At 68.2% G+C, this 25,198-nt stretch carries 27 protein-coding genes and 1 tRNA gene; 19 read left to right on the top strand and 9 right to left on the bottom strand.

The window, feature by feature from the left end; all coding sequences use genetic code 11:
• Positions 1 to 46: 46 nt before the first annotated feature.
• Positions 47 to 700, bottom strand: coding sequence for a response regulator transcription factor (locus AC07U4_RS14655; RefSeq protein ID WP_495195900.1), 654 nt, complete (start codon positions 698 to 700; stop codon positions 47 to 49).
• Between the two features lie 107 nt (positions 701 to 807).
• On the opposite strand from AC07U4_RS14655, the gene AC07U4_RS14650 reads away from it, so the two are divergent.
• From AC07U4_RS14650 to AC07U4_RS14635, 4 genes are all read left to right on the top strand, one after another.
• Complete coding sequence (locus AC07U4_RS14650; RefSeq protein WP_495195899.1) at positions 808 to 1,884, top strand: ABC transporter substrate-binding protein; 1,077 nt, start codon at positions 808 to 810, stop codon at positions 1,882 to 1,884.
• Positions 1,881 to 3,368 (top strand): OprO/OprP family phosphate-selective porin, encoded by a 1,488-nt coding sequence (locus AC07U4_RS14645; protein WP_495195898.1) that lies wholly within the window; start codon positions 1,881 to 1,883, stop codon positions 3,366 to 3,368. Before AC07U4_RS14650 ends, AC07U4_RS14645 begins: the two co-directional genes overlap by 4 nt.
• 20 nt (positions 3,369 to 3,388) lie before the next feature.
• Positions 3,389 to 4,693: a CitMHS family transporter gene (locus AC07U4_RS14640; RefSeq protein WP_038665892.1), complete on the top strand. Its 1,305-nt coding sequence runs from the start codon at positions 3,389 to 3,391 to the stop codon at positions 4,691 to 4,693.
• A gap of 79 nt (positions 4,694 to 4,772) precedes the next feature.
• Positions 4,773 to 5,432: an alpha/beta fold hydrolase gene (locus AC07U4_RS14635; RefSeq protein ID WP_137899711.1), complete on the top strand. Its 660-nt coding sequence runs from the start codon at positions 4,773 to 4,775 to the stop codon at positions 5,430 to 5,432.
• An 82-nt stretch (positions 5,433 to 5,514) separates the two neighbouring features.
• Here the strand turns inward: AC07U4_RS14635 and AC07U4_RS14630 are convergent.
• Positions 5,515 to 5,601: transfer RNA gene (locus tag AC07U4_RS14630), tRNA-Leu, on the bottom strand.
• A gap of 109 nt (positions 5,602 to 5,710) precedes the next feature.
• Between AC07U4_RS14630 and AC07U4_RS14625 the strand changes: the two genes are divergently transcribed.
• From AC07U4_RS14625 to gltB, 6 genes are all read left to right on the top strand, one after another.
• Complete coding sequence (locus AC07U4_RS14625; RefSeq protein WP_495195897.1) at positions 5,711 to 6,640, top strand: complex I NDUFA9 subunit family protein; 930 nt, start codon at positions 5,711 to 5,713, stop codon at positions 6,638 to 6,640.
• A gap of 9 nt (positions 6,641 to 6,649) precedes the next feature.
• Positions 6,650 to 7,447, top strand: a complete 798-nt coding sequence (locus tag AC07U4_RS14620; protein ID WP_495195896.1) for an undecaprenyl-diphosphate phosphatase — start codon at positions 6,650 to 6,652, stop codon at positions 7,445 to 7,447.
• Positions 7,448 to 7,600: 153 nt separating this feature from the next.
• Positions 7,601 to 9,034: an NAD(P)-dependent oxidoreductase gene (locus AC07U4_RS14615; RefSeq protein WP_495195895.1), complete on the top strand. Its 1,434-nt coding sequence runs from the start codon at positions 7,601 to 7,603 to the stop codon at positions 9,032 to 9,034.
• On the top strand, positions 9,031 to 9,333 hold the full coding sequence (locus AC07U4_RS14610; RefSeq protein WP_212742998.1) for a nucleotidyltransferase domain-containing protein: 303 nt from the start codon (positions 9,031 to 9,033) through the stop codon (positions 9,331 to 9,333). The genes AC07U4_RS14615 and AC07U4_RS14610 overlap by 4 nt, the downstream gene beginning before the upstream one ends.
• The gene (locus AC07U4_RS14605; protein ID WP_495195894.1) at positions 9,330 to 9,800 is read left to right on the top strand and encodes a hypothetical protein; all 471 of its coding nucleotides are present in this window, start codon (positions 9,330 to 9,332) and stop codon (positions 9,798 to 9,800) included. The genes AC07U4_RS14610 and AC07U4_RS14605 overlap by 4 nt, the downstream gene beginning before the upstream one ends.
• Complete coding sequence (gene gltB, locus AC07U4_RS14600; RefSeq protein WP_495195893.1) at positions 9,797 to 14,299, top strand: glutamate synthase large subunit; 4,503 nt, start codon at positions 9,797 to 9,799, stop codon at positions 14,297 to 14,299. Before AC07U4_RS14605 ends, gltB begins: the two co-directional genes overlap by 4 nt.
• A gap of 4 nt (positions 14,300 to 14,303) precedes the next feature.
• On the opposite strand, the gene AC07U4_RS14595 is transcribed toward gltB, so the two are convergent.
• Both AC07U4_RS14595 and AC07U4_RS14590 read right to left on the bottom strand, forming a co-directional pair.
• Positions 14,304 to 14,690, bottom strand: coding sequence for a type II toxin-antitoxin system VapC family toxin (locus AC07U4_RS14595; RefSeq protein ID WP_495195892.1), 387 nt, complete (start codon positions 14,688 to 14,690; stop codon positions 14,304 to 14,306).
• Entirely contained in the window at positions 14,687 to 14,938 is a 252-nt protein-coding gene (locus AC07U4_RS14590; protein ID WP_495181589.1) for a type II toxin-antitoxin system VapB family antitoxin, read from the bottom strand. Before AC07U4_RS14590 ends, AC07U4_RS14595 begins: the two co-directional genes overlap by 4 nt.
• Before the next feature lie 98 nt (positions 14,939 to 15,036).
• On the opposite strand from AC07U4_RS14590, the gene AC07U4_RS14585 reads away from it, so the two are divergent.
• Positions 15,037 to 15,711, top strand: a complete 675-nt coding sequence (locus AC07U4_RS14585; RefSeq protein ID WP_038665920.1) for a glutathione S-transferase family protein — start codon at positions 15,037 to 15,039, stop codon at positions 15,709 to 15,711.
• Complete coding sequence (locus AC07U4_RS14580; RefSeq protein WP_495195891.1) at positions 15,698 to 16,045, top strand: tRNA-binding protein; 348 nt, start codon at positions 15,698 to 15,700, stop codon at positions 16,043 to 16,045. The genes AC07U4_RS14585 and AC07U4_RS14580 overlap by 14 nt, the downstream gene beginning before the upstream one ends.
• Positions 16,046 to 16,070: 25 nt before the next feature.
• On the opposite strand, the gene AC07U4_RS14575 is transcribed toward AC07U4_RS14580, so the two are convergent.
• Positions 16,071 to 16,499 carry a DUF1810 domain-containing protein gene (locus AC07U4_RS14575; protein ID WP_495195890.1) on the bottom strand — a complete coding sequence of 143 codons (429 nt, stop codon included), beginning with the start codon at positions 16,497 to 16,499 and terminating at the stop codon, positions 16,071 to 16,073.
• 41 nt (positions 16,500 to 16,540) lie between these two features.
• Here AC07U4_RS14575 and AC07U4_RS14570 point away from each other — a divergent pair, with 41 nt between their 5' ends.
• On the top strand, positions 16,541 to 17,047 hold the full coding sequence (locus AC07U4_RS14570) for a hypothetical protein (protein WP_495195889.1): 507 nt from the start codon (positions 16,541 to 16,543) through the stop codon (positions 17,045 to 17,047).
• 3 nt (positions 17,048 to 17,050) lie between these two features.
• A complete protein-coding gene (locus AC07U4_RS14565) occupies positions 17,051 to 17,671 on the top strand; it encodes a YbhB/YbcL family Raf kinase inhibitor-like protein (protein ID WP_495195888.1) in 621 nt (206 codons plus the stop codon).
• A 4-nt stretch (positions 17,672 to 17,675) separates the two neighbouring features.
• Here AC07U4_RS14565 and AC07U4_RS14560 read toward each other — a convergent pair whose 3' ends face one another.
• The 3 genes from AC07U4_RS14560 to AC07U4_RS14550 all read right to left on the bottom strand — a co-directional run bounded on the left by AC07U4_RS14560 (position 17,676) and on the right by AC07U4_RS14550 (position 19,600).
• Entirely contained in the window at positions 17,676 to 17,933 is a 258-nt protein-coding gene (locus tag AC07U4_RS14560; protein WP_495195887.1) for a hypothetical protein, read from the bottom strand.
• An 18-nt stretch (positions 17,934 to 17,951) separates the two neighbouring features.
• Positions 17,952 to 19,007, bottom strand: coding sequence for a GGDEF domain-containing protein (locus AC07U4_RS14555; protein WP_038665936.1), 1,056 nt, complete (start codon positions 19,005 to 19,007; stop codon positions 17,952 to 17,954).
• Between the two features lie 62 nt (positions 19,008 to 19,069).
• Positions 19,070 to 19,600 carry a peroxiredoxin gene (locus AC07U4_RS14550; RefSeq protein ID WP_038665938.1) on the bottom strand — a complete coding sequence of 177 codons (531 nt, stop codon included), beginning with the start codon at positions 19,598 to 19,600 and terminating at the stop codon, positions 19,070 to 19,072.
• Between the two features lie 63 nt (positions 19,601 to 19,663).
• Here AC07U4_RS14550 and AC07U4_RS14545 point away from each other — a divergent pair, with 63 nt between their 5' ends.
• On the top strand, positions 19,664 to 20,479 hold the full coding sequence (locus AC07U4_RS14545) for an inositol monophosphatase family protein (protein ID WP_495195886.1): 816 nt from the start codon (positions 19,664 to 19,666) through the stop codon (positions 20,477 to 20,479).
• 120 nt (positions 20,480 to 20,599) lie between these two features.
• Here the strand turns inward: AC07U4_RS14545 and AC07U4_RS14540 are convergent, their stop codons facing one another.
• On the bottom strand, positions 20,600 to 22,735 hold the full coding sequence (locus AC07U4_RS14540) for an AsmA family protein (RefSeq protein WP_495195885.1): 2,136 nt from the start codon (positions 22,733 to 22,735) through the stop codon (positions 20,600 to 20,602).
• A gap of 168 nt (positions 22,736 to 22,903) precedes the next feature.
• Between AC07U4_RS14540 and rpmI the strand changes: the two genes are divergently transcribed.
• From rpmI to pheS, 4 genes are all read left to right on the top strand, one after another.
• Positions 22,904 to 23,107, top strand: coding sequence for a 50S ribosomal protein L35 (rpmI, locus tag AC07U4_RS14535; RefSeq protein ID WP_017977259.1), 204 nt, complete (start codon positions 22,904 to 22,906; stop codon positions 23,105 to 23,107).
• 12 nt (positions 23,108 to 23,119) lie between these two features.
• Positions 23,120 to 23,485: a 50S ribosomal protein L20 gene (rplT, locus tag AC07U4_RS14530; RefSeq protein WP_495195884.1), complete on the top strand. Its 366-nt coding sequence runs from the start codon at positions 23,120 to 23,122 to the stop codon at positions 23,483 to 23,485.
• Between the two features lie 232 nt (positions 23,486 to 23,717).
• A complete protein-coding gene (locus AC07U4_RS14525; protein WP_495196180.1) occupies positions 23,718 to 24,035 on the top strand; it encodes a GIY-YIG nuclease family protein in 318 nt (105 codons plus the stop codon).
• Positions 24,032 to 25,123 carry a phenylalanine--tRNA ligase subunit alpha gene (pheS, locus tag AC07U4_RS14520; RefSeq protein ID WP_495195883.1) on the top strand — a complete coding sequence of 364 codons (1,092 nt, stop codon included), beginning with the start codon at positions 24,032 to 24,034 and terminating at the stop codon, positions 25,121 to 25,123. The genes AC07U4_RS14525 and pheS overlap by 4 nt, the downstream gene beginning before the upstream one ends.
• The last annotated feature ends 75 nt before the right edge of the window (positions 25,124 to 25,198 follow it).

Below are 25,198 nucleotides of genomic sequence, written 5' to 3'. Positions count from 1 at the left end.
GGAGGGGGCGGGTCGCCGTCCGTCGGCAACGGTGGGTCATTCCGCCTCACCCCGCATCGAGCAGATATCCCACGCCGCGCACCGTGCGGACCTGCGGACCGTCGGGGGCGAGCTTGCTGCGCAGGCGGGTGACGTTGACCTCGATCGCATTGGGGCCGACCGGCTCGTCATAGCCGAACACCTCGGCGAGCAGCAGCTCGCGTGGCACCACCTGCCCGGCGCGGGTGGCGAGCGCGTCGAGCACCGCCCATTCGCGGCGGCGCAGGTCGAGCGCACGCCCGCTCACCTCGGCCTGGCCGGTCGAGCGGTTGAGCGTCAGCGCGCCGATCGTCACCACCGGCGTCGGATCGCCGCCGCGGCGCCGGCCGAGCGCCCGCACGCGCGCCTCCAGCTCCTGCGGCTCGAACGGCTTGCGCAGATAATCGTCGGCGCCGAGGTCGAGTCCGCGCACCCGGTCGTCGAGCGCGTCGCGCGCGGTCAACATCAGCACCGGCACCTTCTCGCCGCGCCGCCGCAGCCGTTCGAGCACGGTGAAGCCGTCGATGTCGGGCAGGCCGACGTCGAGGATCAGCAGCGCATAGGGTTCGCCCGAGATCAATGTCAGCCCCTCCTCGCCGCTCGCGCAATGATCGACCGCATGGCCGCCGGCGCGCAGCAGCGCGGCGATGCTCCGGGCGAGCGCCGCATCGTCCTCGATCATCAGGATTCGCATGGTTTCACCCGGTGAAAGGTTGCTGACAGGTGCGCCGGATATCCCACGATGGCAGCTTATCCGATCACAGAAGCGGAAAAGCGAGAGGAGCCGGGATGCGGACGATCCTATTCGGGACGATGATGATGCTGGCGGCAGCGGCGACGGCGCACGCCCAGTCCCGGCCGGCGGGCTATCCGCGCTCCTACGACGGGCTGATCGCCGCGGCGAAGGCGGAGGGCGGGCTGACCGTCTACGGCAATGCCGACCGCAGCGAGCTGGTCGGCGTCGTCGCCGGCTTCCACCGCCTCTATCCCACGATCCGCGTCCGATACGTCGACCTCGGCTCGATCGAGATCTACCGCAGGCTGGTCGGCGAGACGCGCGCGCGGCGGCCGTCGGCGGATCTCGTCTGGTCGTCGGCGATGGCGTTGCAGGTCAAGCTCATCAACGACGGGTTCGGTCAGGGCTATGCCAGCCCGGAAAAGCCGGCGCTGCCGGCGCAGGCGGTGTGGAAGAACATCGGCTATGGCGTCACCGCCGAGCCGATCGGCATCGTCTACAACCGCCGGCTGATCCCCGACGCGCAGCGGCCGCGCAGCCATGCCGCGCTCGAGGCGCTGCTGCGCACGCGGCGCGTGCAATTCACCGGCCGCGTCACCACTTTCGATCCGGCGCGGTCCAACGTCGGCTATCTCTATCTGACGGAGGATCTTGCAATCACCCGCGACAGCCGCGCGCTGATGACGGCGATCGCGGCGACCAAGCCGGTGCTGGCGGAGCGGACCGAGCCGATGCTCGCCGCGGTCGCCGCCGGACGGCAGGCGATCGCCTATAACGTCATCGCCTCCTACGCGCTGGAACAGGCGAAGCGCGATCCGCGGCTCGGCGTGGTGCTGCCGAGCGACTATACGATCGTCACCTCGCGCATCGCCTTCATCGCGCGTCAGGCCCGTTCGCCGGCAAGCGCCAAGCTGTTCCTCGATTTCCTGCTGTCGCGGCGCGGCCAGAGCCTGCTCGCCGCACGCAGCCTGTGGCCGGTGCGTGCCGACGTGCCGGCGCGGCGGCTGTCCGCGGCACAGGCGCGCCCGATCCGCGTCGGGCCGCAACTCCTCGTCCCCCTCGACCGCATCACCCGCCAGCGCTTCCTGCGCGACTGGCGCGCGACCCTTGCCGGAGCCTCCACCCCATGATCCTGCGTACCGGAGCCGCCCTGCTGGCGCTCGTCGCCGCCACCCCCGCGCTCGCCCAGACGCCGACGCAGGCCGAGCTTGCCGAACTGGTGCGCGCACAGGCGGCGGAGATCGCCGCCCTGCGCGCCCGGCTCGACCGGATCGAGGGCCAGCAGGCGCTCGCCGCCACGCCGGCCCCGGCGCCCGCCCCCGCGCAGACACCGCCGCCCCAGGTCGCGCAAGCCGCGCCGCCGCAGGTCCGCCGTACGGTGCCGTTCGCGCCGCAGCTGGTGCCGCCCGGCCCGGCCGACCGCGACGTCGCACAGGCGACCGCGGCGCGCGACAATCCGTCGGGCGTGACCACTGAATGGGGCGCCGGCCTGCCCGTCTTCCACTCGGCGGACGGCGTCTACACCTTCAAGCCGCGTGGGCGCATCCTCGCCGACGTCAGCAGCACCTTCGGCTCCAAATCGGACACACGCAACCTCACCACCACCGGCATGCGCGCCTTGCGCCTCGGCCTCGAAGGCGGCGTCGGCGCGCATTTCTTCTATCAGATGGAAGCCGATTTTTCGGAGAACGAGGTCGACGTCGTCACCGCCTTCATGGGCTGGCGCAACCGGATCGCGCCGGGGATCGATTACGACGTGCGCGCCGGCCATCTGTTCAACGATCGCAGCTTCGAGGGCTCGACCGGATCGGATTCGACGCCGTTCCTCGAACGCACGACGGTCGCCACCGCGATCATCCCGCAGCGCGGCTTCTACGGCATCGGCATCATGCCGCGCCTGTTCTGGAAGACCGGCCATGCCTCGCTGACCGTCACCGGCGACCGCGTCGACGGCACGCAGGCGGTGAGCGACGGCCGCACCGTGCTGGGCCGCGCGCACTGGAACCCGGTCAAGACCGATGACACGGTGATGCACGTCGGCATCTGGGGCTTCGACGAGAGCCTGTCGTCCGCGGCGACGACGCTGACCCGCAACACGGTGATCGGTGGCCGTTTCAACGGCGCCCTGCGCGTCTCGACCGGCACCCTGCTCGGCGGCACCGGCACCACCGGCTATGGCGTCGAGCTGGGCGGCTACCGCGGGCCCTTGTGGGTGATGGGCGAGGCGGGGCGGCGCAACGCGCGGCTGGACGGCGGCCGGTCGGATTTCGTCAGCAAGGCGTGGAGCCTGTCGGGCGGCTTCTTCATCACCGGCGACCTGCCGCCGTACAATCCGCGGCTCGGCAGTTTCGGCCAGCCCAAGGTCAAGCGGCCGACTTTCGACGGGGGGCCCGGCGCGATCGAGCTGACCGGCCGCTATGAGAGTCTCGACTATACCGATCTCGTCACCGGCGGCGAGGGATGGGCGGGGACTCTCGGCGTGAACTGGTATCTCAACAGCTTCACGCGCGTGCAGGTCAACGCCATCCACTGGGACACCGACAATCGCAGCGGCGCCGTCACCGGCGCCGATTCCGGCGAGACCGTCAGCGCCCGCGTCGCCGTCACCTTCTGATCTTTCCAAGGAACATGCCCATGGATCTGGCGCTGCTCGGCTTCCTGATGGTGGCCACCTTCATGACGCTCATCATGACCAAGCGGATGACCCCGCTGGTCGCGCTGATCGTCATCCCGACGATCTTCGGCGTGATCGCCGGCCAGGCGGCCGGGCTCGGCGACATGATGATCGACGGCATCAAGAATCTCGCGCCAACCGGCGTGATGCTGCTGTTCGCGATCCTGTTCTTCTCGACGATGACCGATACCGGCCTGTTCGATCCTTTGGTCGGCCGGTTGATCCGGCTGGTGCACGGCGATCCGACGCGCATCCTGCTCGGCACCGTCGTGCTGTGCGCGCTGGTCAGCCTCGATGGCGACGGCTCGACCACCTATATCATCACGATCGCCGCGCTGCTGCCGCTCTACAAGCGCTACGACATGAACCGGCTGTATCTGTGCTGCCTATTGATGGCGACCAGCGGCATCATGAACCTCACCCCCTGGGGCGGTCCGACCGCGCGCGCGGCGAGTGCGCTCAAGCTCGATCCGGCGACGCTGTTCCTGCCGCTGATCCCCGGCATGATCGCCGGCCTCGCCAGCCTGCTCGCGCTGGCCGTGTGGTTCGGCCGCAAGGAGCGCGCCCGCATCGGCGCGGTGCAGGCACGCGAGGAGGCGGAGTTCACCGGCATGGCGGTGTCGCAATATCCCGAGGCGCGCCGGCCGAAGCTGATCTGGTTCAACGGCCTGCTCGTCGTCACGCTGCTCACCCTGCTCGTCTGGGGGCTGCTGCCGCTGTCGGTGCTGATGATGATCGCCTTCGCCATCGCGATGATCGTCAACTATCCCGGCGTCGCCGAACAGAAGGAGCGGATCGCCGCACATGCCGGCAACGTGCTGTCGGTGGTGTCGCTGATCTTCGCGGCGGGTATCTTCACCGGCATCCTCGGCGGCACCGGCATGGTCGAGGCGATGAGCAAGGAGGTCGTCGGCATGATCCCGCCGGTGATGGGGCCGTATATGGCGCCGATCACCGCGTTGCTCAGCCTGCCCTTCACCTTCTTCATCTCCAACGACGCCTTCTATTTCGGCATGCTGCCGATCCTCGCCGAGGCGGGGGCGCATTACGGCGTCTCGCCGATGGCGATCGCGCGCGCCTCGCTGATGGGCCAGCCGGTGCATCTGCTCAGCCCGCTGGTGCCGTCGACCTATCTGCTCGTCAGCCTCGCCGGTGTCGACCTCGCCGACCACCAGCGGTTCACGCTGCTGCCCGCCGCGATGGTGTGCGCGGTGATGACGCTGGTCGGCATGATCGCGCTCGCCTTTCCGTTCGTCGCCGGGTGAACCGCGACGCCGCCTCGATCGCGCCGCGCTTCGCCGCGGCCCCGCTTGCCTTCCGCCGCCCCCAACCCCCGGAGACCCCATGGACCGAATGCGCCTGCCCCTGATGCTGCTGCCCGCGATGGGCTGCGACGGGCGCCTGTGGGCGCGCCAGATCATGGACCTCGCCGATATCGCCGAGCCCGACTTCGGCGATCTGTCGCAGGATGCGACGATCGGCGCGATGGCGGCGCGGGTGCTCGCCGCGATGCCGCCGCGTGGCGCCGTCGCCGGGGTCAGCCTCGGCGGCTATGTCGCGCTGGAGATGGTGCGCCAGGCGCCCGACCGGATCACCCGCATCGCCCTGTTCGGCACCCGCGCCTCGATGGAGCCGCGCGCGCGCACCGTCGCCGACCAGGGCCTGATCGCCACCGCGCCGCATGCCGATCCGCAGCTCTCGGCGATCGTCAGCGGTCCGGCGCTGGCGATGGCGGAGCGGCTCGGCCCGGCGGTCTTCGCGCGGCAGCAGGCGGCGCTGCTCGCCCGCCCCGACATCGCCGAGGCGATTCGAGCGATCCACGTGCCGACGCTGGTCGCGGTCGGCGACCGCGACCGGATCTGCACCCCCGACGACGCCCGCGCGCTGGCCGAGGCGATTCCCGGCGCGCGTCTGCACGTGCTGCGCGGCTGCGGTCATCTCTCGCCGATGGAGCGGCCCGGCGAGGTGACGACGCTGCTGCGCCGCTGGCTGCGGGCGGAATAGGGGCGGGGTAGGCGCGACGCAACCCGGCGTTCGAGCCGGTGCGCTGCGCTTTCCGGCCGCGGCGGACGCCGGGGTCGGAAAATGGTGCCCAGAAGAGGACTCGAACCTCCACGACCTTGCGATCGCCAGCACCTGAAGCTGGTGCGTCTACCAATTCCGCCATCTGGGCACGGGGTAGGCGGCGGCCTTTAGGGGGCGGTCGCCGCGCTTGTCAACACGGGTTTCGCGGGGCAAGGGGCGAAACATCAGCACAGCGACGAAAAAATGAGGCCCGGGCGATGAAAGACAAGCTGGTTACGATCTTCGGCGGCGGCGGATTCGTCGGCCGCTATGTGGTGCAGGCGCTGCTCCGCGGCGGCGCGCGGGTGCGCGTCGCCGAGCGCGATCCGCGGCATGCGTGGTTTCTCAAGCCCTTGGGCGGTCTCGGCCAGACGCAGTTCGTCGCCGCCGACGTGACATTGCCCGAAACGGTCAGCCGCGCGGTGCAGGGCGCCGATGCGGTGATCAACATGGTCGGGCTGCTCGCCGGCGATTTCGAGCGCGTCCATGTCGGCGGTGCGCGCAACGTCGCCGAGGCCGCCGCGGCGGCCGGGGTCGCGACGCTGGTCCACATGTCGGCGATCGGCGCCGATTCGTCGGCGCCCTCGGCCTATGGCAGCAGCAAGGGCCGCGGCGAGGAGGCGGTCCGTGCCGCCTTCCCGAACGCCGCAATCATCCGCCCGTCGATCGTCTTCGGTCGCGAGGACCAGTTCATCAACCGCTTCGCCGGCATGATCGGCAAGGCACCGGTGGTGCCGGTGCTGCGCGCGCCGGTGAAGTTCCAGCCGGTGTTCGCGGCCGATGTCGGCGATGCGATGGCGGCGGCGACCGACGCGCGCTTCGCCGGCCAGACGTTCGAGCTCGGCGGCCCCGACGTCATGACGATGGGCGAGATCATCCGCTGGATCGCCAGGACGATCGGCCGCAGCCCGTCGATCGTCGAACTGCCCGATGCGGCCGGCGCGCTGCTCGCCAGCCTGCCGTTCGCGCCGATCACCAAGGACCAGTGGCTGATGCTCCAGCGCGACAATGTCGTCGCGCCGGGCGCGTCGGGGCTGGCGGCGCTCGGCGTCGACCCGACCCCGCTGCAGGCGGTCGCGCCCGAATGGCTCGTTCGCTTCCGCCGTACCGGCCGGTTCGGTCGTCGCGCCGAAACCCTCGCCGCCTAAGGACGTTTCATGGATCTGCTCACCGTCATCCTCCTCGGCATCGTCGAGGGGGTCACCGAATTCCTGCCCGTCTCCTCGACCGGCCATCTGATCCTCGCCGGCACCCTGCTCGGCGTGCAGGACCAGGCGACCGCGACCTTCGACATCGTGATCCAATTGGGCGCGATCCTCGCGGTGATCGTCCTCTACTGGCGGCGCTTCTGGGACGTGGCGGTGGGCCTCATCGGTGGCCAGCCCAAATCCTGGGCGTTCGTGCGCAACATCGCGCTCGGCTTCCTGCCCGCCGCGGCGATCGGCGTACTCGTCTACAAGGCGGTCAAGGCGCTGCTCGAGAGCCCGACGGTGGTCGCGGTCGCGCTGATCGTCGGCGGCATCGCGATCCTCGTGATCGAGCGGCTGGTGAAACAGGCGCGGATCGAATCGGTCGAGGCGATGCCGTGGAGCACCGCGCTCGGCGTCGGCGTCGTCCAGTGTCTCGCGATGATCCCGGGCGTCAGCCGGTCGGGAGCGACGATCATGGGCGCGCTCAGCCTCGGCGTCGATCGGCGCGCGGCGGCGGAATTCTCCTTCTTCCTCGCCATCCCGACCATGCTCGCGGCCTCGGGCTACGACCTGCTCAAATCGGGCGCGACCCTGGGGCAGGGCGAGTGGCTCAGCATCGCGATCGGCTTCGTCGTCTCGTTCGTCGTCGCTTTGGTGGTGATCCGCTGGTTCGTCGGCATCGTCAGCCGTCACGGTTTTGCACCGTTCGCTTGGTATCGGATCGTCATCGGCGCGGTGGCTCTGGTCGCCCTTCAACTGCGATAGGTCCGCAGCGATACCAATTTTGCAATTATCGGGCCAGTCCATCCTGCAAAGTGGTCGTTACGGCGTTATATTAGGCCATTGGTGCTGACGTGTCGGTCAATTTATGCGTGACACGGCGCTTCTTCCTGCGTAGCGGCGCGGGAAGGAGGCCCCATGGCGCACGATTCCATGCTCAAGTTCGTCGGCCGTCAGCAGGCCTATCCCGTGAAGCGGGCACCCCAGGCGCGTGCCGAGGACTTCGCCGAGATCGCCGCGCGCTATGCGGCGCCGGCGGCGGAGGATCAGGCGGGGCGCTGCTCGCAATGCGGCGTGCCTTATTGCTCGGTGCATTGCCCGCTGCACAACCACATCCCCGACTGGCTGCGGCTGACCGCCGAGGGGCGGCTGCGCGAGGCGTACGAGCTGTCGAACAGCACCTCGACCATGCCCGAGATCTGCGGCCGCATCTGCCCGCAGGACCGTTTGTGCGAGGGCAATTGCGTGATCGAATTCACCGGCCATGGTGCGGTGACGATCGGTTCGGTCGAGAAGTTCATCACCGACACCGCCTGGGAAGAAGGCTGGGTCGAGCCGCTGGTGCCGGGGCCGGCGCGCGGGCAATCGGTGGCGGTGATCGGCGCCGGTCCGGCCGGACTGACCGCGGCGGAATATCTGCGCGGCCATGGCTATGAGGTCCATGTCTACGACCGGCACGATCGCGCCGGCGGGCTGCTGACCTATGGCATCCCCGGCTTCAAGCTCGAGAAGCCCGTCGTCATGCGCCGGGTCGACCGGCTCAAGGCGGGCGGCATCGTCTTCCACGAAGGCTTCGGCGTCGGTGAGCAGGCGAGCCTCGACGATCTGCGTCGCGAGCATGACGCGGTGCTGATCGCGACCGGCGTCTACAAGGCGCGCGCGCTCGACGTCGCCGGTGGCGATGACGGCCGCGTGGTGGCGGCGCTCGATTTCCTGATCGCGTCGAACCGCAAGGGCTTCGGCGATGCGGTGCCGGCGTTCGACGAGGGCGGGCTCGATGCGGCGGGCAAGCATGTCGTCGTGATCGGTGGCGGCGACACCGCGATGGACTGCGTCCGCACCGCGATCCGCCAGGGCGCGGCGTCGGTGAAATGCCTCTACCGCCGCGACCGCAAGAACATGCCGGGCAGCCAGCGCGAGGTCACCAACGCCGAGGAGGAGGGCGCCGAATTCGTCTGGCTCTCCGCCCCCGCGGCGTTCGACAGCGACGGCACGGTGCGCGCGCGCAAGATGCGCCTCGGCGCCCCCGATGCGAGCGGCCGCCGCGCGCCGGAAGCCGATCCGAACGGCGACTTTACGCTGAAGGCCGATCTGGTCATCAAGGCGCTGGGCTTCGACGCCGAGGATCTGCCGGCGTTGTTCGGCGCGCCCGAACTCGGCGTCAGCCGCTGGGGGACGGTGCTGGTCGACGGCAAGACGCTTATGACCAGCCTCGACGGCGTGTTCGCGGCGGGCGACATCGTCCGCGGGGCGTCGCTGGTGGTCTGGGCGATCCGCGACGGCCGCGACGTGGCGGCGACGATGCACAAATGGCTCAAGGCGAAGGCAAAGGCGGGAAAGGTCGCGGCGTGAGACTGAAGCAGCGCGATATCGACGCGATCCGTCTCGCCGCGCGCACGACGTTCGGCGATACCGCGTCCGTCAGCCTGTTTGGCAGCCGCCTGCGCGACGATCTGCGGGGAGGCGACATCGACTTGTTGATCGAAGCCGATCCCAGCGTCGAGGCGGAGTGGCGGAGGGTCGGTGCCTTTCGCGACCTGCTGTTCCGGCATATCGACGAGCAGAAGGTCGATGTCGTCCTGATCGAGCGGGGCCGCGCGCCATCGGCCTTCGCCCGCCTCGTCCAGCCCCAGGCGAGGCCGTTGCCATGACGATCGAGGATCTGATCAAGGCGGCAGCCGCGCGTTGCGACCGGATCATCGCCGGGTTCGATGACCTTCGGCCGATCCTGACCCCGGTGCTGCCGATCATTGGCGACGATCCGTCGCAACTGCCGCTGATCGAACGGATCGCCAGCATCGCGCTGCTGAAACGGTACGAGCAGCTACAGGATATGTTGGGCCGCCTCTTTCGAGCGTACCTGACCTGGGAGCTGGAAGATGTCCGGGCGATGACCCGGCGCGATCAGGCCAATCAGCTTGAAAAGCTGGGTATTGTCGAGGACGCCGACGATTGGATCGGTGCGGCCGAACTGCGCAACCGGTTGGTTCACGAATATCCCATCGACGAAGCCGAGCAGGTTGATCGGGTCAACGACACCTGGGCTGCTTCGTCCGGCCTTATCCAGGCTTATGTCACTTTGCGAGCGAGGCTCGCCGAACAGGGTCTCATACCATGACTGACCAGCGCGCCTATCTCGCCGAACACGGCATGTACCGCCCCGACAGCGAAGGCGATGCCTGCGGCGTCGGCCTCGTCGCCGCCACCGACGGGCGCGCGTCGCGGCGCGTCGTCCAGTCGGCGGTCGATGCGCTCAAAGCGGTGTGGCACCGCGGCGCGGTCGATGCCGACGGCAAGACCGGCGACGGCGCCGGCATCCATATCGACCTGCCGCACCGCTTCTTCGACGATGCGGTCGTCGCGAGCGGCCACAAGGTGCTGCCCAACCGGCTCGCGGTCGGCATGATCTTCCTGCCGCGCACCGATCTCGGCGCGCAGGAGAATTGCCGCACGATCGTCGAGAGCGCGATCATCGAGGCGGGCTATACCATCTACGGCTGGCGGCAGGTGCCGGTCGACGTGTCGGTGATCGGCCTCAAGGCGCAGACGACGCGGCCCGAGATCGAGCAGATCATGATCGCCGGCCCGCTGCCCGACGACGTCTCCGCCGCCGAGTTCGAGAAGAACCTGTATCTCGTCCGCCGCCGCATCGAGAAGCGCGTCATCGCCGCGCAGATCCAGGGCTTCTACGTCTGCTCGCTGTCGTGCCGCTCGATCGTCTACAAGGGGCTGTTCCTCGCCGAGAGCCTGTCGGTCTTCTATCCCGATCTGCAGGATCAAAGGTTCGAATCGCGCGTCGCGATCTTCCACCAACGCTATTCGACCAACACCTTCCCGCAATGGTGGCTGGCGCAGCCGTTCCGCTGCCTCGCGCACAATGGCGAGATCAACACGATCCGCGGCAACAAGAACTGGATGCTCAGCCACGAGATCCGGATGGCGAGCCTCGCGTTCGGCGACAATTCGGAGGACATCAAGCCGGTGATCCCGGCGGGCGCGTCCGACACCGCCGCGCTCGATGCGGTGTTCGAGGCGATCTGCCGCTCGGGCCGCGACGCGCCGACCGCCAAGTTGATGCTCGTCCCCGAGGCGACCGGCGCAGACACGCCGCCCGATCACGCCGCGATGTACAATTATCTCGCCTCGGTGATGGAGCCGTGGGACGGCCCCGCCGCGCTGGCGATGACCGACGGCCGCTGGGCGGTGGCGGGCGTCGACCGCAACGCGCTGCGGCCGCTGCGCTATACGCAGACCTCGGACGGGCTGCTGATCGTCGGCTCGGAGACCGGCATGGTCGTCGTCCCCGAATCGACCGTCGTCGCCAAGGGCCGGCTCGGGCCGGGCCAGATGATCGCGGTCGACCTCGACGCAGGCCGGGTGCTCGGCGACCGCGAGGTCAAGGACCGGATCGCCGCGGAGCACGATTATCCCGCGATGATCGGTGAATTCCATACGCTCGACGACCTGCCCGAGGTCGCCGAGGCTGTGGTCCGTTTCGATCGGCCCGCGCTCGCGCGGCGGCAGGTCGCCGCCGGCCAGACGCTGGAGGATATGGAGCTGATCCTGTCGCCGATGGTCGAGACCGCCAAGGAGGCGATCGGATCGATGGGCGACGATACGCCGCTCGCCGTCATCAGCGACAAGCCGCGCCTCATCAGCCAGTTCTTCCGCCAGAATTTCAGCCAGGTCACCAACCCGCCGATCGATCCGCTGCGCGAGCGCTACGTCATGTCGCTGCGCACCCGGTTCGGCAATCTCGCCAATATCCTCGACACCGAGGATCAGCGCGACCGCGTGCTGGTGCTCGATTCGCCGGTGCTCACCGGCCAGCATTGGGCGCGGCTCAAGGCGCATTTCGCGCGCACCGCGACCGAGATCGACTGCACCTTCGACGCCGAGGGCGGCCCGGAAAAGCTGCGCGCCGCGATCCAGCGCATCCGCAACGAGGCGGAGCAGGCGGTGCGGCAGGGCAAGAGCGAGCTGTTCCTGACCGACGAGCACGTCTCCGAAGACCGGATCGCGATCGCCGGCGTGCTGGCGGCGGCGGCGGTGCATACGCATCTCGTCCGCCGGGGGCTGCGCTCCTATGCCTCGATCAACGTCCGCTCGGCGGAATGTCTCGACACGCATTATTACGCGGTGCTGATCGGCGTCGGCGCGACGACGGTGAACGCCTATCTCGCCGAGGCGGCGATCGTCGACCGGCAGGCACGCGGCCTGTTCGGCGACTTGTCCTTGGACGAATGCCTCAAGCGCCATCGCCATGCGATCGAGGAGGGGCTGCTCAAGATCATGAGCAAGATGGGGATCGCGGTGATCTCCTCCTATCGCGGCGGCTATAATTTCGAGGCGGTCGGCCTCTCGCGCAGCCTCGTCAACGACCTGTTCCCCGGCATGCCCGCCAAGATCTCGGGCGAGGGCTATAATTCGCTGCACCACAGCGCGCTCGTCCGCCACGAACTGGCCTGGGACGAGGGCGTGGCGAAGCTGCCGATCGGCGGCTTCTACCGCCAGCGCCACACTGGCGAGACCCACGCCTATTCGGCGCAACTCATGCACCTGCTCCAGACCGCGGTGTCGACCGACAGCTATACCAGCTATCTGCAATTCAGCCGCGGTGTCGCCGATCTGCCGCCGGTCTATCTGCGCGACCTGCTCCAGTTTAATTTCCCGAGCGAGGGCGTGCCGGTCGATCAGGTCGAGGCGATCACCGAGATCCGCAAGCGTTTCGTCACCCCGGGCATGTCGCTGGGCGCGCTCAGCCCCGAGGCGCACGAGACGCTGGCGATCGCGATGAACCGCATCGGCGCCAAGGCGGTGTCGGGCGAGGGCGGCGAGGATGTGAAGCGCTTCAAGCCCTATGAGAATGGCGACAACGCCAATTCGACGATCAAGCAGATCGCGAGCGGCCGGTTCGGCGTCACCGCCGAATATCTCAACGCCTGCGAGGAGATCGAGATCAAGGTCGCGCAGGGCGCCAAGCCCGGCGAGGGCGGCCAGTTGCCCGGCTTCAAGGTGACCGAGTTCATCGCCAAGCTGCGCCATGCGACGCCGGGCGTGACGCTGATCTCGCCGCCGCCGCACCATGACATCTATTCGATCGAGGATCTCGCGCAGCTCATCTACGACCTCAAGCAGATCAACCCGCGCGCGCGCGTCTGCGTCAAGCTGGTCAGCTCGTCGGGGATCGGCACCGTCGCCGCTGGCGTCGCCAAAGCCCACGCAGACGTCATCCTGATCGCCGGCCATGTCGGCGGCACCGGCGCCTCGCCCCAGACCAGCGTCAAATATGCCGGCACGCCGTGGGAGATGGGCCTCAGCGAGGTCAATCAGGTGCTGACCCTCAACGGCTTGCGCGGCCGGGTGCGGCTGCGCACCGACGGCGGGCTCAAGACCGGGCGCGACATCGTCATCGCCGCGATCCTCGGCGCCGAGGAATATGGTATCGGCACGCTCAGCCTCGTCGCGATGGGCTGCATCATGGTGCGCCAGTGCCATAGCAACACCTGCCCGGTCGGCGTCTGCACGCAGGATCAGGCGTTGCGCGACAAGTTCGTCGGCACGCCCGAGAAGGTCATCAACCTGATGACCTTCATCGCCGAGGAGGTGCGCGACATCCTCGCCCGGCTCGGCGTCAGGAGCCTCGACGAGGTGATCGGCCGCACCGAATTCCTGCGGCAGGTCAGCCGCGGCGCCGAGCATCTTGACGACCTCGACCTCAACCCGATCCTCGCCAAGGTCGATGCGACCGACGCCGAGCGCCGCTTCTCGCTGTCGACCTTCCGCAACGAGGTGCCGGACAGTCTCGACGCGCAGATCATCAAGGATGCCGCGGCGGTGTTCAGCCGCGGCGAGAAGATGCAGCTCACCTATTCGGTGCGCAACACGCATCGCGCGGTCGGCACGCGGCTGTCGAGCGAGGTCACCCGCCGTTTCGGGATGAGCAAGCTCGCCGACGGCCACGTCACCGTCCGGCTGCGCGGGAGCGCCGGGCAGAGCCTCGGGGCCTTCATGTGCAAGGGCATCACGCTCGAAGTGTTCGGCGACGCCAACGATTATGTCGGAAAGGGCCTTTCGGGCGGCATCATCGTGCTCCGCCCCGCGGTATCCTCGCCATTGGCGAGTCAGGACAATACGATCCTCGGCAACACCGTGCTTTATGGCGCGACCTCGGGGACGTTGCTCGCCGCGGGGCAGGCGGGCGAGCGGTTCGCGGTGCGCAATTCGGGCGCGACGGTGGTGGTCGAGGGCTGCGGCGCTAATGGCTGCGAATATATGACCGGCGGCGTCGCGGTGCTGCTCGGCCGCGTCGGGCAGAATTTCGGCGCGGGCATGACTGGCGGCATGGCCTTCGTCTACGATCCCGACGGCGAGTTCGCGCAGCGCGCCAATCCGGAGAATATCGTCTGGCAGCGGCTCGCCTCGGCGCATTGGGAGGGCGTGCTGCGCGACCTCGTCGAGCGGCATGCCAATGCGACGGACAGCAAATGGTCGAAGGGTCTGCTCGCCGACTGGGAGCGGATCGCCGGGGATTTCTGGCAGGTCGTGCCGAAGGAGATGCTGTCGCGGCAGACCTATCCGCTGGACGATTCGGTGGAGCTGGTCGCGGCGGAGTGACGGATCAGAGCGCGGACCGGATATCGGTCCGCGCGAAATCCTCGCCTTTGTAGAGCAACGGCGCGTCGAGCGCCTTGGCGATCGCATAGACCATGCAGTCGCCGAAATTCAGCCGGGCCGGCCGGCCGCCGAAGCGCTGCAGTGCGTCGACCGCAATGGGAAGATGAGCTTCGGTCCATGGCACGACCTGAATGGAAGGCGCCGCGAGCAATGTATCTGCCCGTAACATATAGTCGGCCCCGAACCGGAGATACAGGACCGACCGTAGCTCCAGGATCGTCGGTGCAGATACGATGATCGTGGCGCTGTCCCTCAATGCCTCGGCGTAAACCATCGCATCCGGTTCGTTGAGGATGATCGCAGCGAAAGCGGATGTGTCCGCGACGATCATTGAGGAAGGCCATTCTCGTCGTATAGTATCTCGCGATAGGGACGCGGATCGAGAACCGGTGCTGCCTCGAACGCGGCCTGCACTTCATGGACTCGTCGCATGAAGTCTTCCTTGCGCTCTTGTTCGCGATCGCGGGCCAGTTCATTGCCCACGGCCAATCCGATCGCATCGGTCAGCGACAACCCGCGACTGGCCGCCAGTTGTCGGATCGCCCGTTCGTGGCCGTCATGCTTGATGTTGATGCCCATCGGACCGCTTTCTAGAAAACGTGACGTCTGATTTATAGAAACGATGGGCCAAACGCAACGGCTTCACCTGCGGTGTAGGAATGCCCTACAGGGGCCGTATGTGGCAGCTTTACCAATTCCCGCTTTGTCCGTTCAGCCGCAAGGTGCGCCTGCTGCTCGGCGAGAAGGGCATCGGCTATGAGCTGGTGCGCGAATCGCCGTGGGACCGGCGCGACGAGTTCATGGACATGAACCCCGCCGGCGAGACGCCGGTGATGGTCGATGCGTCGCGTCCCGGTGCGCCGCTGATCGATTCGATGGCGATCTGCGAATATTTCGAGGAGACGGTCGACAAGGCGGCGACGATCAACGGCACCGCCGCCAATCGCGCCGAGATCCGCCGGCTGGTGAGCTGGTTCGACACGCATTTCTATCGCGACGTCACCGGGCCGCTGCTCCACGAGCGCGTCGTCAAGCGGCTCGCGCACCGCGCCGCGCCCGATGCCAAGGGGCTGCGCGAGGCGATGAAGGCGGCGGTCAGCCATCTCGATTACACCGATTATCTGCTCGATCACCGCAACTGGTTGGGCGGCGCGACCCTGAGCCTCGCCGATCTCGCTGCGGCGGCGCAGATCTCGGTCGCCGACTATCTCGGCGGCATCGACTGGAAGGGCCACGACCAGACCGCGCGCTGGTATCGCGGCTTCAAGAGCCGGCCGAGTTTCCGGCCGCTGCTGTCCGAGCGGATGGAGATGATCGGACCACCGGCGCATTACGACAATGTCGACTTCTGAGCCGATCACCTTCGCCGATTTCGAGCGGGTCGACATCCGCGTCGGCACGATCGTCGCCGCCGAGCCCTTTCCGGAGGCGCGCAAGCCGGCGATCAAGCTGCGCATCGATTTCGGCGACGCGATCGGGGTGAAGAAATCCTCGGCGCAGATCACCGACCATTACACGCCGGAGGCGCTCGTCGGCAGGCAGGTCGCCGCGGTGGTCAATTTCCCGCCGCGCCAGATCGGCCCGTTCATGTCCGAGGTGCTGACGCTCGGCTTCCCCGATGCGGACGGCAAGGTGGTGTTGATCGGCCCGAGCCTCGCGGTGCCGAACGGCGGCAAGCTGTTCTGACCGGCGCGCGGTGCCCGCGCGCGCCTTACGAACCGCCGTCCCGCGCCAGCAAGTCCAGCGTCGCCGGATCGCGCTCGCCGCCGTAGAAGCGCGTCAGCGCCGCGTCGAACGGCGCGGGATCGTCCGCGACCGCGGCGAACAGCGTCAGCGACGAGCGCAGCTTGAGCGAGTCGATCTCGCCGAAGATCGCGATGGCGGTGCCGGGTGCGGTGGTCACCGTCTGCGTCGCCTCGATCAGCCGCGGGCCGAGCAGCGGATGCGCAAGATAGGCGCGCGCCTCCGCCGCGTCGCGGATCGCGTAGAAACGCGCGGTCTCGCTGCGCCCGAGGCCGGCGATCTGCGGAAAGATGAACCACATCCAGTGGCTGGTCTTGCGGCCGCGGCGCAATTCGGCGAGCGCCTGATCGTGGACGAGCGCCTGGGCGGAGAGGAAACGGTCGAGAGCTTGCGTCATATCGCAGGCAACCGCCGGGGCGCTTGCCGCGTTCCACGACAATGCGCGCTCTCTGCCTTGCTCCGCTCCTGCTGCTCGCCGCCTGCGGCAGTGGCCAAAAGTCCAACGGTTCGGACAATGCCGCGGCACGCTTCGTGCCGCCGGCGACGCAGCCGCCCAAGCCACTGCCGGGGCAGGAGCACAGCAATCCGATCACCGCCTATGTCGGCAAATATCCGGGCGATACGGTCGCCGGGGTCGGCTTCTACGACCGGACCGAGGTATCGCGCGCGCTGATCGATGCGATCGGCGACGACACGTTGCGCCATCGCTTCACCGCGCATGACGCGGTCAGCGTGCCGATCTTCCAGACCAAGGACGGGCGCATCGCCGCGCATGGCTGCGAAGCGCACAATTGCGACGGCAAGGACTGGACCTTCCTAGTCGCCCCCGACGGAACGCGCGGCGAGGCCTGTTACCACGATGGCGAGACGATGGGCGCGACCAGCCGCTGGTATGCCGCCGGCAGTCCGCCGAAATCCCGTCCCGGCGATTGCCCCCAGGAGTAAGCGATGCTCGAACACGTTCCTGCCTGGCTCGGCCAGGCGCTCAGCGGCGTCCGCGCCGGCGCCGACAAGCTGGCGATTGCCCGGCCCGAACTTGGCGCCACGTTTCCCGCGCTCGATCTCACCAGCCCGGCGTTCGCCGATGGCGCGCGGCTACCCGACCGGTTCACCGCGGATGGCGAGGGCGTATCGCCGCCGCTGACCTGGGGCGCCGCGCCGGCGGGCACCGCGCTGTTCGCGCTGCTGGTCGAAGACGCCGATGCGCCGGCGCCGCAGCCGCTCGTCCATGCGGTGATATGGGGGATCGCCGCGGATGCTGGGCGCCTCGAAGAGGGCGCGATCGTCGGCGATGGTGCCGGGTCGCCCGATCGCGATGTCGGGCGCAATTCCTACCTGCGCGAGGGCTGGTTGCCGCCCGATCCGCCAACCGGCCACGGTGCGCATCGCTACGTATTTCAGCTGTTCGCGCTCGGTCCGGATGTCGGGGCGCCGGGCGAGACGCCGGGTCGCACCGCGATTATCGAGGCGATGGCGGGGCATGTGCTCGCCGCCGGGGTGTTGACCGCAACCTATGGTCGCGGCGAGGCGGCGGCGGTCGGCCCGGTCGGGGCCGCCGCGCCCGCCTGAGTCATCATGCGATCGACGTAACCGGCACCGCGGCGCTGATTGCGACGGCGGCGAAGGCGAGGGCAGCGACGACCGAGAAAGCGGTGCGCTGGGCGAGTTCGAGGCGGAGAAACATGGTGTTGGTCCCTTTGCTGATCGGGGCGAACCGTTCGCCGCCGATGCCAGGGATTATGCAGCCATCGTGCCAGAACCGAAAAACGGCTGATTTCTGCCGATTTTCGTGGTGAGGTGAGATGCGCTTGGGAAATCCCGCCAGCAGCATCCGTACTTTGCGCCAAGATCAGGCGGCGCACACCCGGTCGCGGCCCTCGGCCTTGGCCGTGTAGAGCAGACGGTCGGCGCGATCGAAGGCATCGGTGAGCGTCTCGCCGGCATGGACCGCGGTCACGCCGATCGACACCGTCACCTGCCCCAGCGGGCGGTCGCTCTCGCGCAAGCGGAAGCGCTTCACCGAGATCGCGTCGCGCACGTCGTCGAGTCGCGCCGCCGCATCCGCCAGCGCGACGCCGTGCAGCAGCACCGCGAATTCCTCGCCGCCGTGCCTGACGACGAGATGATCGCCGCACGCATCGGCGAGCGTCCGCGCCACCGCGCTGAGCACGCGGTCGCCGATCGGATGACCGTGGACGTCGTTGATCCGCTTGAATCGGTCGATGTCGCACACCGCGAGGCAGAAGGGGCCGTCGTGCTCGCGCCGTACCGCGAACGCCTCATCGAACGCGCGGCGGTTGGGCAGGCCGGTCAGCGGATCGCGCCGCGCGGTGTCGTTCGCCTCGGCCAGCTTGGCGCGCAACGCCTCGGCCTCGTCGGTCGCCTTGGCCAGCCGCATCTCCGCCTCGCGGATGCGGGTGAGCATCGCGCCGGTGATCCGGGCGATCTCGTCGAGCCCCGCGGCGGCGGGGATGGCCGGCGTATTGTGGCGGATCGCCGCCGCGCTCTGCGCGAGATCGCGACCGAAGCCGCGCGTCTCGTCCTGCATCTCGCGCATCATCGTCGCGAAACCGTCGACCTGCGCCTGCGTCTTCGCCACCAAAACGGCGGCATCGTCGTCGCGTGCATCGGGTTCGCCCTGGCGCCTGTCGGCCTGCGACTCGACGGCGGCGCCGCCGGTGCTCACCGTCCCGCCCAGCGCTTCGATATCGGTGCGGCTGAGCCGGATGCCGCCGTCGGTCAGCCGGCGCACCGCCTGGGCGATGGCGCCATGCGGATCGGCGATAACGTCATAGGCGAAGCTGTAATGCGTCGGTTCCGGCGACAGGCCGTGATCCGCCAGGAAGTGGCCGATCTGCCCGAACAGATCGACCTTTCCGTCCTTCCTCGCTGCAATCCCGCGCATGCCCCACCCTTCGTTCGCAAGCACTTATAAATACTATTACTTAGCGTAGGGTTTCGAAAAGATCAGGAATGGTGAAGCTTGCGCACCGCGGCGAGCGTCAGCGCCACGTGCTGCGCCGGGTTCATGTCGTCGTGGACGAACGCGACGCGGCCGTCGGATGCGATGACGTAGCTGGTCCGCTTGGTCAGCGCGCGCCCGCCGCCGTTGAGCGCGACGTCATAGCCCTTGATGACGTTCGGCCCGGCGCTGGCGACCGCGAACTTGCCGGCGCATTTCTCCGCGGAGAAGCGCTGGAGCGTCGGTACGTCGTCCGCCGACATGCCGATTACCGTCGCGCCGGCCTTCTGGAAGTCGGGGATCGCCTCGGCGAAGGCATGCGCCTCGGCATTGCAGCCGCCGGTGAACGCCGCCGGGAAGAAATACAGCACCACCGGCCCCTTCTTGAGCTGCTGTGCCAGGTCGACCCCGACCACCTGCCCGGCGACCGCGCCGCGGGTGGAGAAGGTCGGCGCCTTGGCACCGACCGGCAGGCCGGCGAGCGCGGGGGTGGCGATCAGGGCGACGGCGGCAATGGCGGCGGGGAACAGGCGCATGGGATATCCTCTCGACTTTCGTGCACTCTAGCGTGGCGCGGGGCGGCGCGATAGGGCTGGCCCATGCCGATCACCGCCGCCGATATCCAGCTCGCCAGCCGCCTCGCCGACGCCGCTGGCGCCGCGATCCGTCCCTATTTCCGCGCCGAGCATGGCGTCGAATTCAAGGACGATCATTCGCCCGTCACCCGTGCCGACCGCGAGGCGGAGGCGGCGATGCGCAAATTGCTCGATGCCGAGGCGGCGGGCGACGGCGTGATCGGCGAGGAATATGGCGAGAAGCCCGGCGTGACGGGGCGGCAATGGGTGCTCGACCCGATCGACGGCACGCGCAGCTTTACCGTCGGCCGCGCGATCTTCGGCACGCTGATCGCATTGGTCGAGGACGGCTGGCCGCTGCTCGGCATCATCGACCAGCCGGTGCAGCGCGAACGCTGGCTCGGCGTCGCCGGCCGCCCGACGACGTTCAACGGCCGGCCGACGCGCACGCGGACCTGTCCGCAGCTCGAAGGCGCGGTGCTCGCCACCACCAGCCCGCATCTGTTCGCCGAGGGCGACGTGCCGCATTACATGGCGCTCGTCGCCGCCGCCTCGGGCGGCCATACGCGGCAGGGGCCGGTCTATGGCGGCGACTGCTACAATTACGGGCTGCTGGCGAGCGGGCAGCTCGACATCGTCGTCGAATCGGGGCTGCAATTGTACGATTTCGCCGCGCTGGTGCCGGTGGTCGAGGGCGCGGGCGGTCGCATGTGCGACTGGAACGGCGACCCGCTGACCTCGGCGAGCGACGGCCACGTCCTCGCGATCGGCGACCCGGCGCGCACCGACGACGTGCTCGAGGCGATCCGCGCGACCGCGGGGAACGACCACGGTCATTGAGGGAATCCCATACCCCACTCCGTCATCCCCGCGCAGGCGGGGATCCATACACGCTGACGTAGCGGCTTAAAGGGGGACCCGCGCGTCTGGATCCCCGCCTACGCGGGGATGACAATGGGGTCAGAAAATCCCCAGGAACTTCTTCCGCTGGCTCTTCTTTTCGCCGCCGGTCTTCTTGCCGTCCTCGTCCTTCGCCGTCGTGCCGTGGCCGACGTCGTCGCGCGGTTGCCCCTTGGTCGTCCGCTGCGCCTGCGCCGTCGCGCCGGACAGCACCGGCCCGCACGCCGCCGACTTGGCATCGCCGACGTCGACGAACGCCAGCACCCCCGCCAGCGGCGTCGCGACCAGCGCGAGCCCCAGCCCCGCGCCCGCGCGCCCGAGCAACTGGTCGCTGATGACATTGAGCTTCGGTGCCGCGAAATAGCCGCCGACGCCGACCGGCGACTGGCCGGAGAAAAGGCTGAACTTCTTGCCGTCGGCGCGGAAGGCGAGATCGACCGCCTCGGTCCTGAAGCTGAACCCGCCGCGGCCGACGATGACGTTCTTGGTCGTGTCGATCAGGATCGGGTCCGCCGCCGCGACGCCGTTGCGCACGGTGAAGCCGATCAGCCCGCAATTGACCTCGACCGGCTTCTTGAGCTTGTCCTCGAACATCTTCTGCACGAACGTACCGAGATCGAGCTCGGCGAGCTGGACGTTGCGTGTCCACAATTGGCCGTGCGGCATGACGAAGGCGATCCGCCCGCGCGCGGTGCTGAGCGAATCGTGGATCGAATCGCCGCGCCCCTCGAGCTGGATGCGTCCCTTGATCGTCCCCGTCGTCCCCGCCTCGGCGACGCCATAGCCGGCGAGCAATTTGCCCATCGGCGTCGGCGACAGGCGGATGTCATAGGTGTCGCGCGCCGGCCGCTGGCGCGTATCGAACACCACGTCGGCGGCGACGTTGCCGCGCGCCATCGCCATGGTCAGCGGCGACAGCGCCAGCCGGCCGCGCTCCAGATCGAGCGTCATGTCGATGTCGCTGATCGGCAGGTTGCGCGAGCGCACCCGTGCGATCGTCCATTTCAGATCGGCGTCGAAGCGCTGCATCGTCGCGATCGGCAGCGCCGCCTCGGGCAGGATGCGCTGCGGCGCGGCACCGGTGGCGCGCGCGGCGGCGAGCGCGCCCTTGGTCGCGACGATATCGGGATTGTAGCCGATGAACGGTGCGGCATCGATGATGTCGAGCGTCTTGGTCGATAGCTGCGAATCGAGATGCAGCCGCTCGCCGTTGGTAATCTTGAGCGTGCCGGCGACGTCGCTCGCCCCGACCACGCCGCTCATGTGGGTGAAATTATAGACCTGCCCCTGCTGCACCAGTTGCGCCTTCAACCGGTAGGTGCGCGTATTGGGAATGGCGACGCCGATGATGCCGAGCAGTTCGGACAGGTTGCGGCCGCGCGCGCGTGTCTGCAACGGCACGCCCTCGATCGCCGCGATCGACGGCAACGTGCCCGACACGTCGAGCACGTTGTGTGCTGCCCAGGCGCGCATCACCAATTCGTTCTTGCCGCGGTTGACCGTTGCGTCGGGGGCGAGCAGCCGCGCGGTGACGCGGAACGGCGTGCCGCGCACCAGCCCGTCGCCCTCGACGCCGACCGCGCGGCCGATCCGCGCATCGGTCGAGCGGATATCGTCAACCTTGAGGTCGGCGAGCAACTGCATGCGCGGATCGCGATAGCGCACCGTTGTACCGCGCACCGTCGCGGTGTCGATGCGCGGGAAGTCGAGCGGCTTGCCGCCCTTCTTGGCGCTGAACGTCCAGGTGTTGGCGGTATGCGCGCGGTTCCATTCGAGATCGACCGCGCCGTCGGTAAGGTCGAGCCAGTAGAGATGCCGCTTGCCCCACAACAGCGACAGCGGCGCGATCCGCGTGTCGATCCGCGCCGCCTGGAACAGATAGGGCCGCGTCGCCCAGTCCGGATTGGCGATCGTCATCTGCTCGGCGACGAACTTGATGCGAAACGGCGCGAAATAGAGCTGGAAATCGCCCGCCACGCGCACCGGCCGATGCGTCTGGCCGCCGACGAATCGCTCGAACGGATGGCGCAGGAAACGGCCCTTGGTGATATAGAGCACCAGCCAGATCGCGACGATCAGCCCAACCAGCGCCAGCACCACGTTGCGGACGATCCGCCACGCGCGGCGGCGCTGCGGAGCGACCGCGGCGGGAGGGGGCGGCGGCGCGGCAGCCGGTTCCGGAGCGGGGGGCGGCATATCCATCGCCGCCTGAATCGCGCCAGCGCTCGTTCCGGTTCCGCATCGGTTGCGTTTCCTCGCGGGGTCGGCTAGGGGCCCCGCTTCCCGAGCGAGGCGCTACAGGACTGCCCGGCCATCAAGGGCTGCCGCGGCGGTTCATGCCATGCTCACAGCGAAAGGACCAAAATGCCCAAGCTCAAGACCAAGAGTGGCGTCAAGAAGCGCTTCAAGCTGACCGCCAGCGGCCTGCTGAAGCACGGCGTCGCCGGCAAGCGCCACCGCCTGATCAGCCACAACAGCAAGTACATCCGCCAGAACCGCGGCACCAAGGTGCTGTCGAAGGCCGACACCGCGACGGTGAAGGCCTGGGCGCCGTACGGCCTCAAGTAAGGACATCAGGACATGGCACGCGTCAAACGTGGTGTAACCACCCGCGCCAAGCACAAGAGGATTCTTGAGCAGGCCAAGGGCTATTACGGCCGCCGCAAGAACACCATCCGTATCGCCCGTCAGGCCGTCGAAAAGGCCGGGCAATACGCCTATCGCGACCGCAAGGTCAAAAAGCGGACCTTCCGCGGCCTGTGGATCCAGCGCATCAACGCCGGCGTCCGCGCCGAGGGTCTGACCTATTCGCAGTTCATGCACGGCCTCAAGCTCGCCGGCGTCCAGCTCGACCGCAAGGTGCTGGCCGACATCGCGATGCACGAGACCGCCGCATTCAGCGCGATCATCGCCCAGGCGAAGGCCGCCCTGCCCCAGGCCGCGTAAGCGCCTGTTGCTATGCGAGAATCGGGGCGCCGGTGGGACACCACCGGCGCCCTTTTTCGTTTTCGGGCCATTCCCCTCTCCCCATCGTCATCCCCGCGTAGGCGGGGATCCATAAACGCTGACGTCCATGCTGGAGGCGCAACACCTGCGCGTCTGGATCCCCGCCTTCACGGGGATGACAATGATGGGGCGGGGGCAGAAGGCTCCCTTCTTGCGGGAAGGAGAAAAGCGGATGGAATGGCAGCCTTGCGTCTATATCCTCGCCAGTCGCCACCACGGCACGCTCTACGTCGGCGTCACCTCGAACCTGATCGGACGGCTGATCCAGCATCGTGAAGGATTGATCCCGGGGTTCACCTCCCGCTACGGCGTGCATCGTCTGGTCTGGTACGATGTGGCGGACACGATGGAAGCTGCTATCCATCGCGAGAAGCAGCTCAAGCGATGGAACCGTGACTGGAAGCTGCGGCTCATCGAAGAGCATAATCCCGACTGGGATGATCTGGCGCTCGGCCTCGGCCTGCCGCCTGTGAAAGAGAGCGATACGTGACCGAAGACCTCGATACCCTGCGCGACCATCTGCTGACCGCGATTCCCGCCGCGGCGAGCGCCGACGCGCTCGAAGCGCTCCGCGTCGAAGCGCTCGGCAAGCAGGGCAGCGTCTCGCAACTGCTCAAGACGCTCGGCAAGATGAGCCCCGAGCAGCGCCAGACGGAAGGACCGCGGATCAACGGCCTGCGCGAGGCCGTCGCCGAGGCGATCGCCACCCGTAAGGCGAGCCTCGACCGCGCCGCGCTCGACGCGCGGCTCGCCGGCGAGACGATCGACATGACGCTGCCTGCCGAGGCGCCGCGCGCCGGCACCGTCCATCCGGTCAGCCAGGTGATGGACGAACTCGCCGAGATCTTCGCCGACCTCGGCTTCGCGGTCGCCACCGGGCCGGAGATCGAGGACGACTGGCACAATTTCACCGCGCTCAACATTCCCGAGACGCATCCGGCGCGCGCGATGCACGACACCTTCTATTTTCCCGACGGCGACGCGGGCGAGAAGCGGATGCTGCTGCGCACGCATACCTCGCCGGTGCAGATCCGCACGATGCTGCAACAGCAGCCGCCGATCCGCATCATTGCGCCCGGCCGCACCTATCGCTCGGACAGCGACGCGACGCACACGCCGATGTTCCATCAGGTCGAGGGGCTGGTGATCGACAAGGGGATCACGCTCGGCCATCTCAAATGGACGCTGGAGACCTTCCTCAAGGCGTTCTTCGAGCGCGACGATATCGTCCTGCGCCTGCGCCCGAGCTATTTCCCCTTCACCGAACCCTCGGCGGAGGTCGACGTCGGCTATACGATCGAGAAGGGCAAGCGCGTCATCGGCGGTTCTGGCGGCGGCTGGATGGAGGTGCTCGGCTCCGGCATGGTCCACCCCAAGGTGATCGCGTCGTGCGGGCTCGATCCCGAGGAATGGCAGGGCTTCGCCTTCGGCTGCGGCATCGACCGGCTGGCGATGCTCAAATACGGCATGGACGACCTGCGGCCGTTCTTCGACGGCGATATCCGCTGGCTGAAACATTACGGCTTCTCGGCGCTCGACGTGCCGACGCTGTCGGGCGGTGTCGGCGCGAGCGCGTGACGCCGTCCCCGATCGGATGCGCATGATGGCGGATGCAGGGGGTCGGTACGAACCGCCCGCATCCATGGGTCCCGG

It is taken from the genome of Sphingomonas sp. GW821-FHT02B09 (assembly GCF_059421875.1).
The sequence above is the reverse complement of the archived record's forward strand: the minus strand, read 5'-3'. Positions and strand labels throughout refer to the sequence as shown.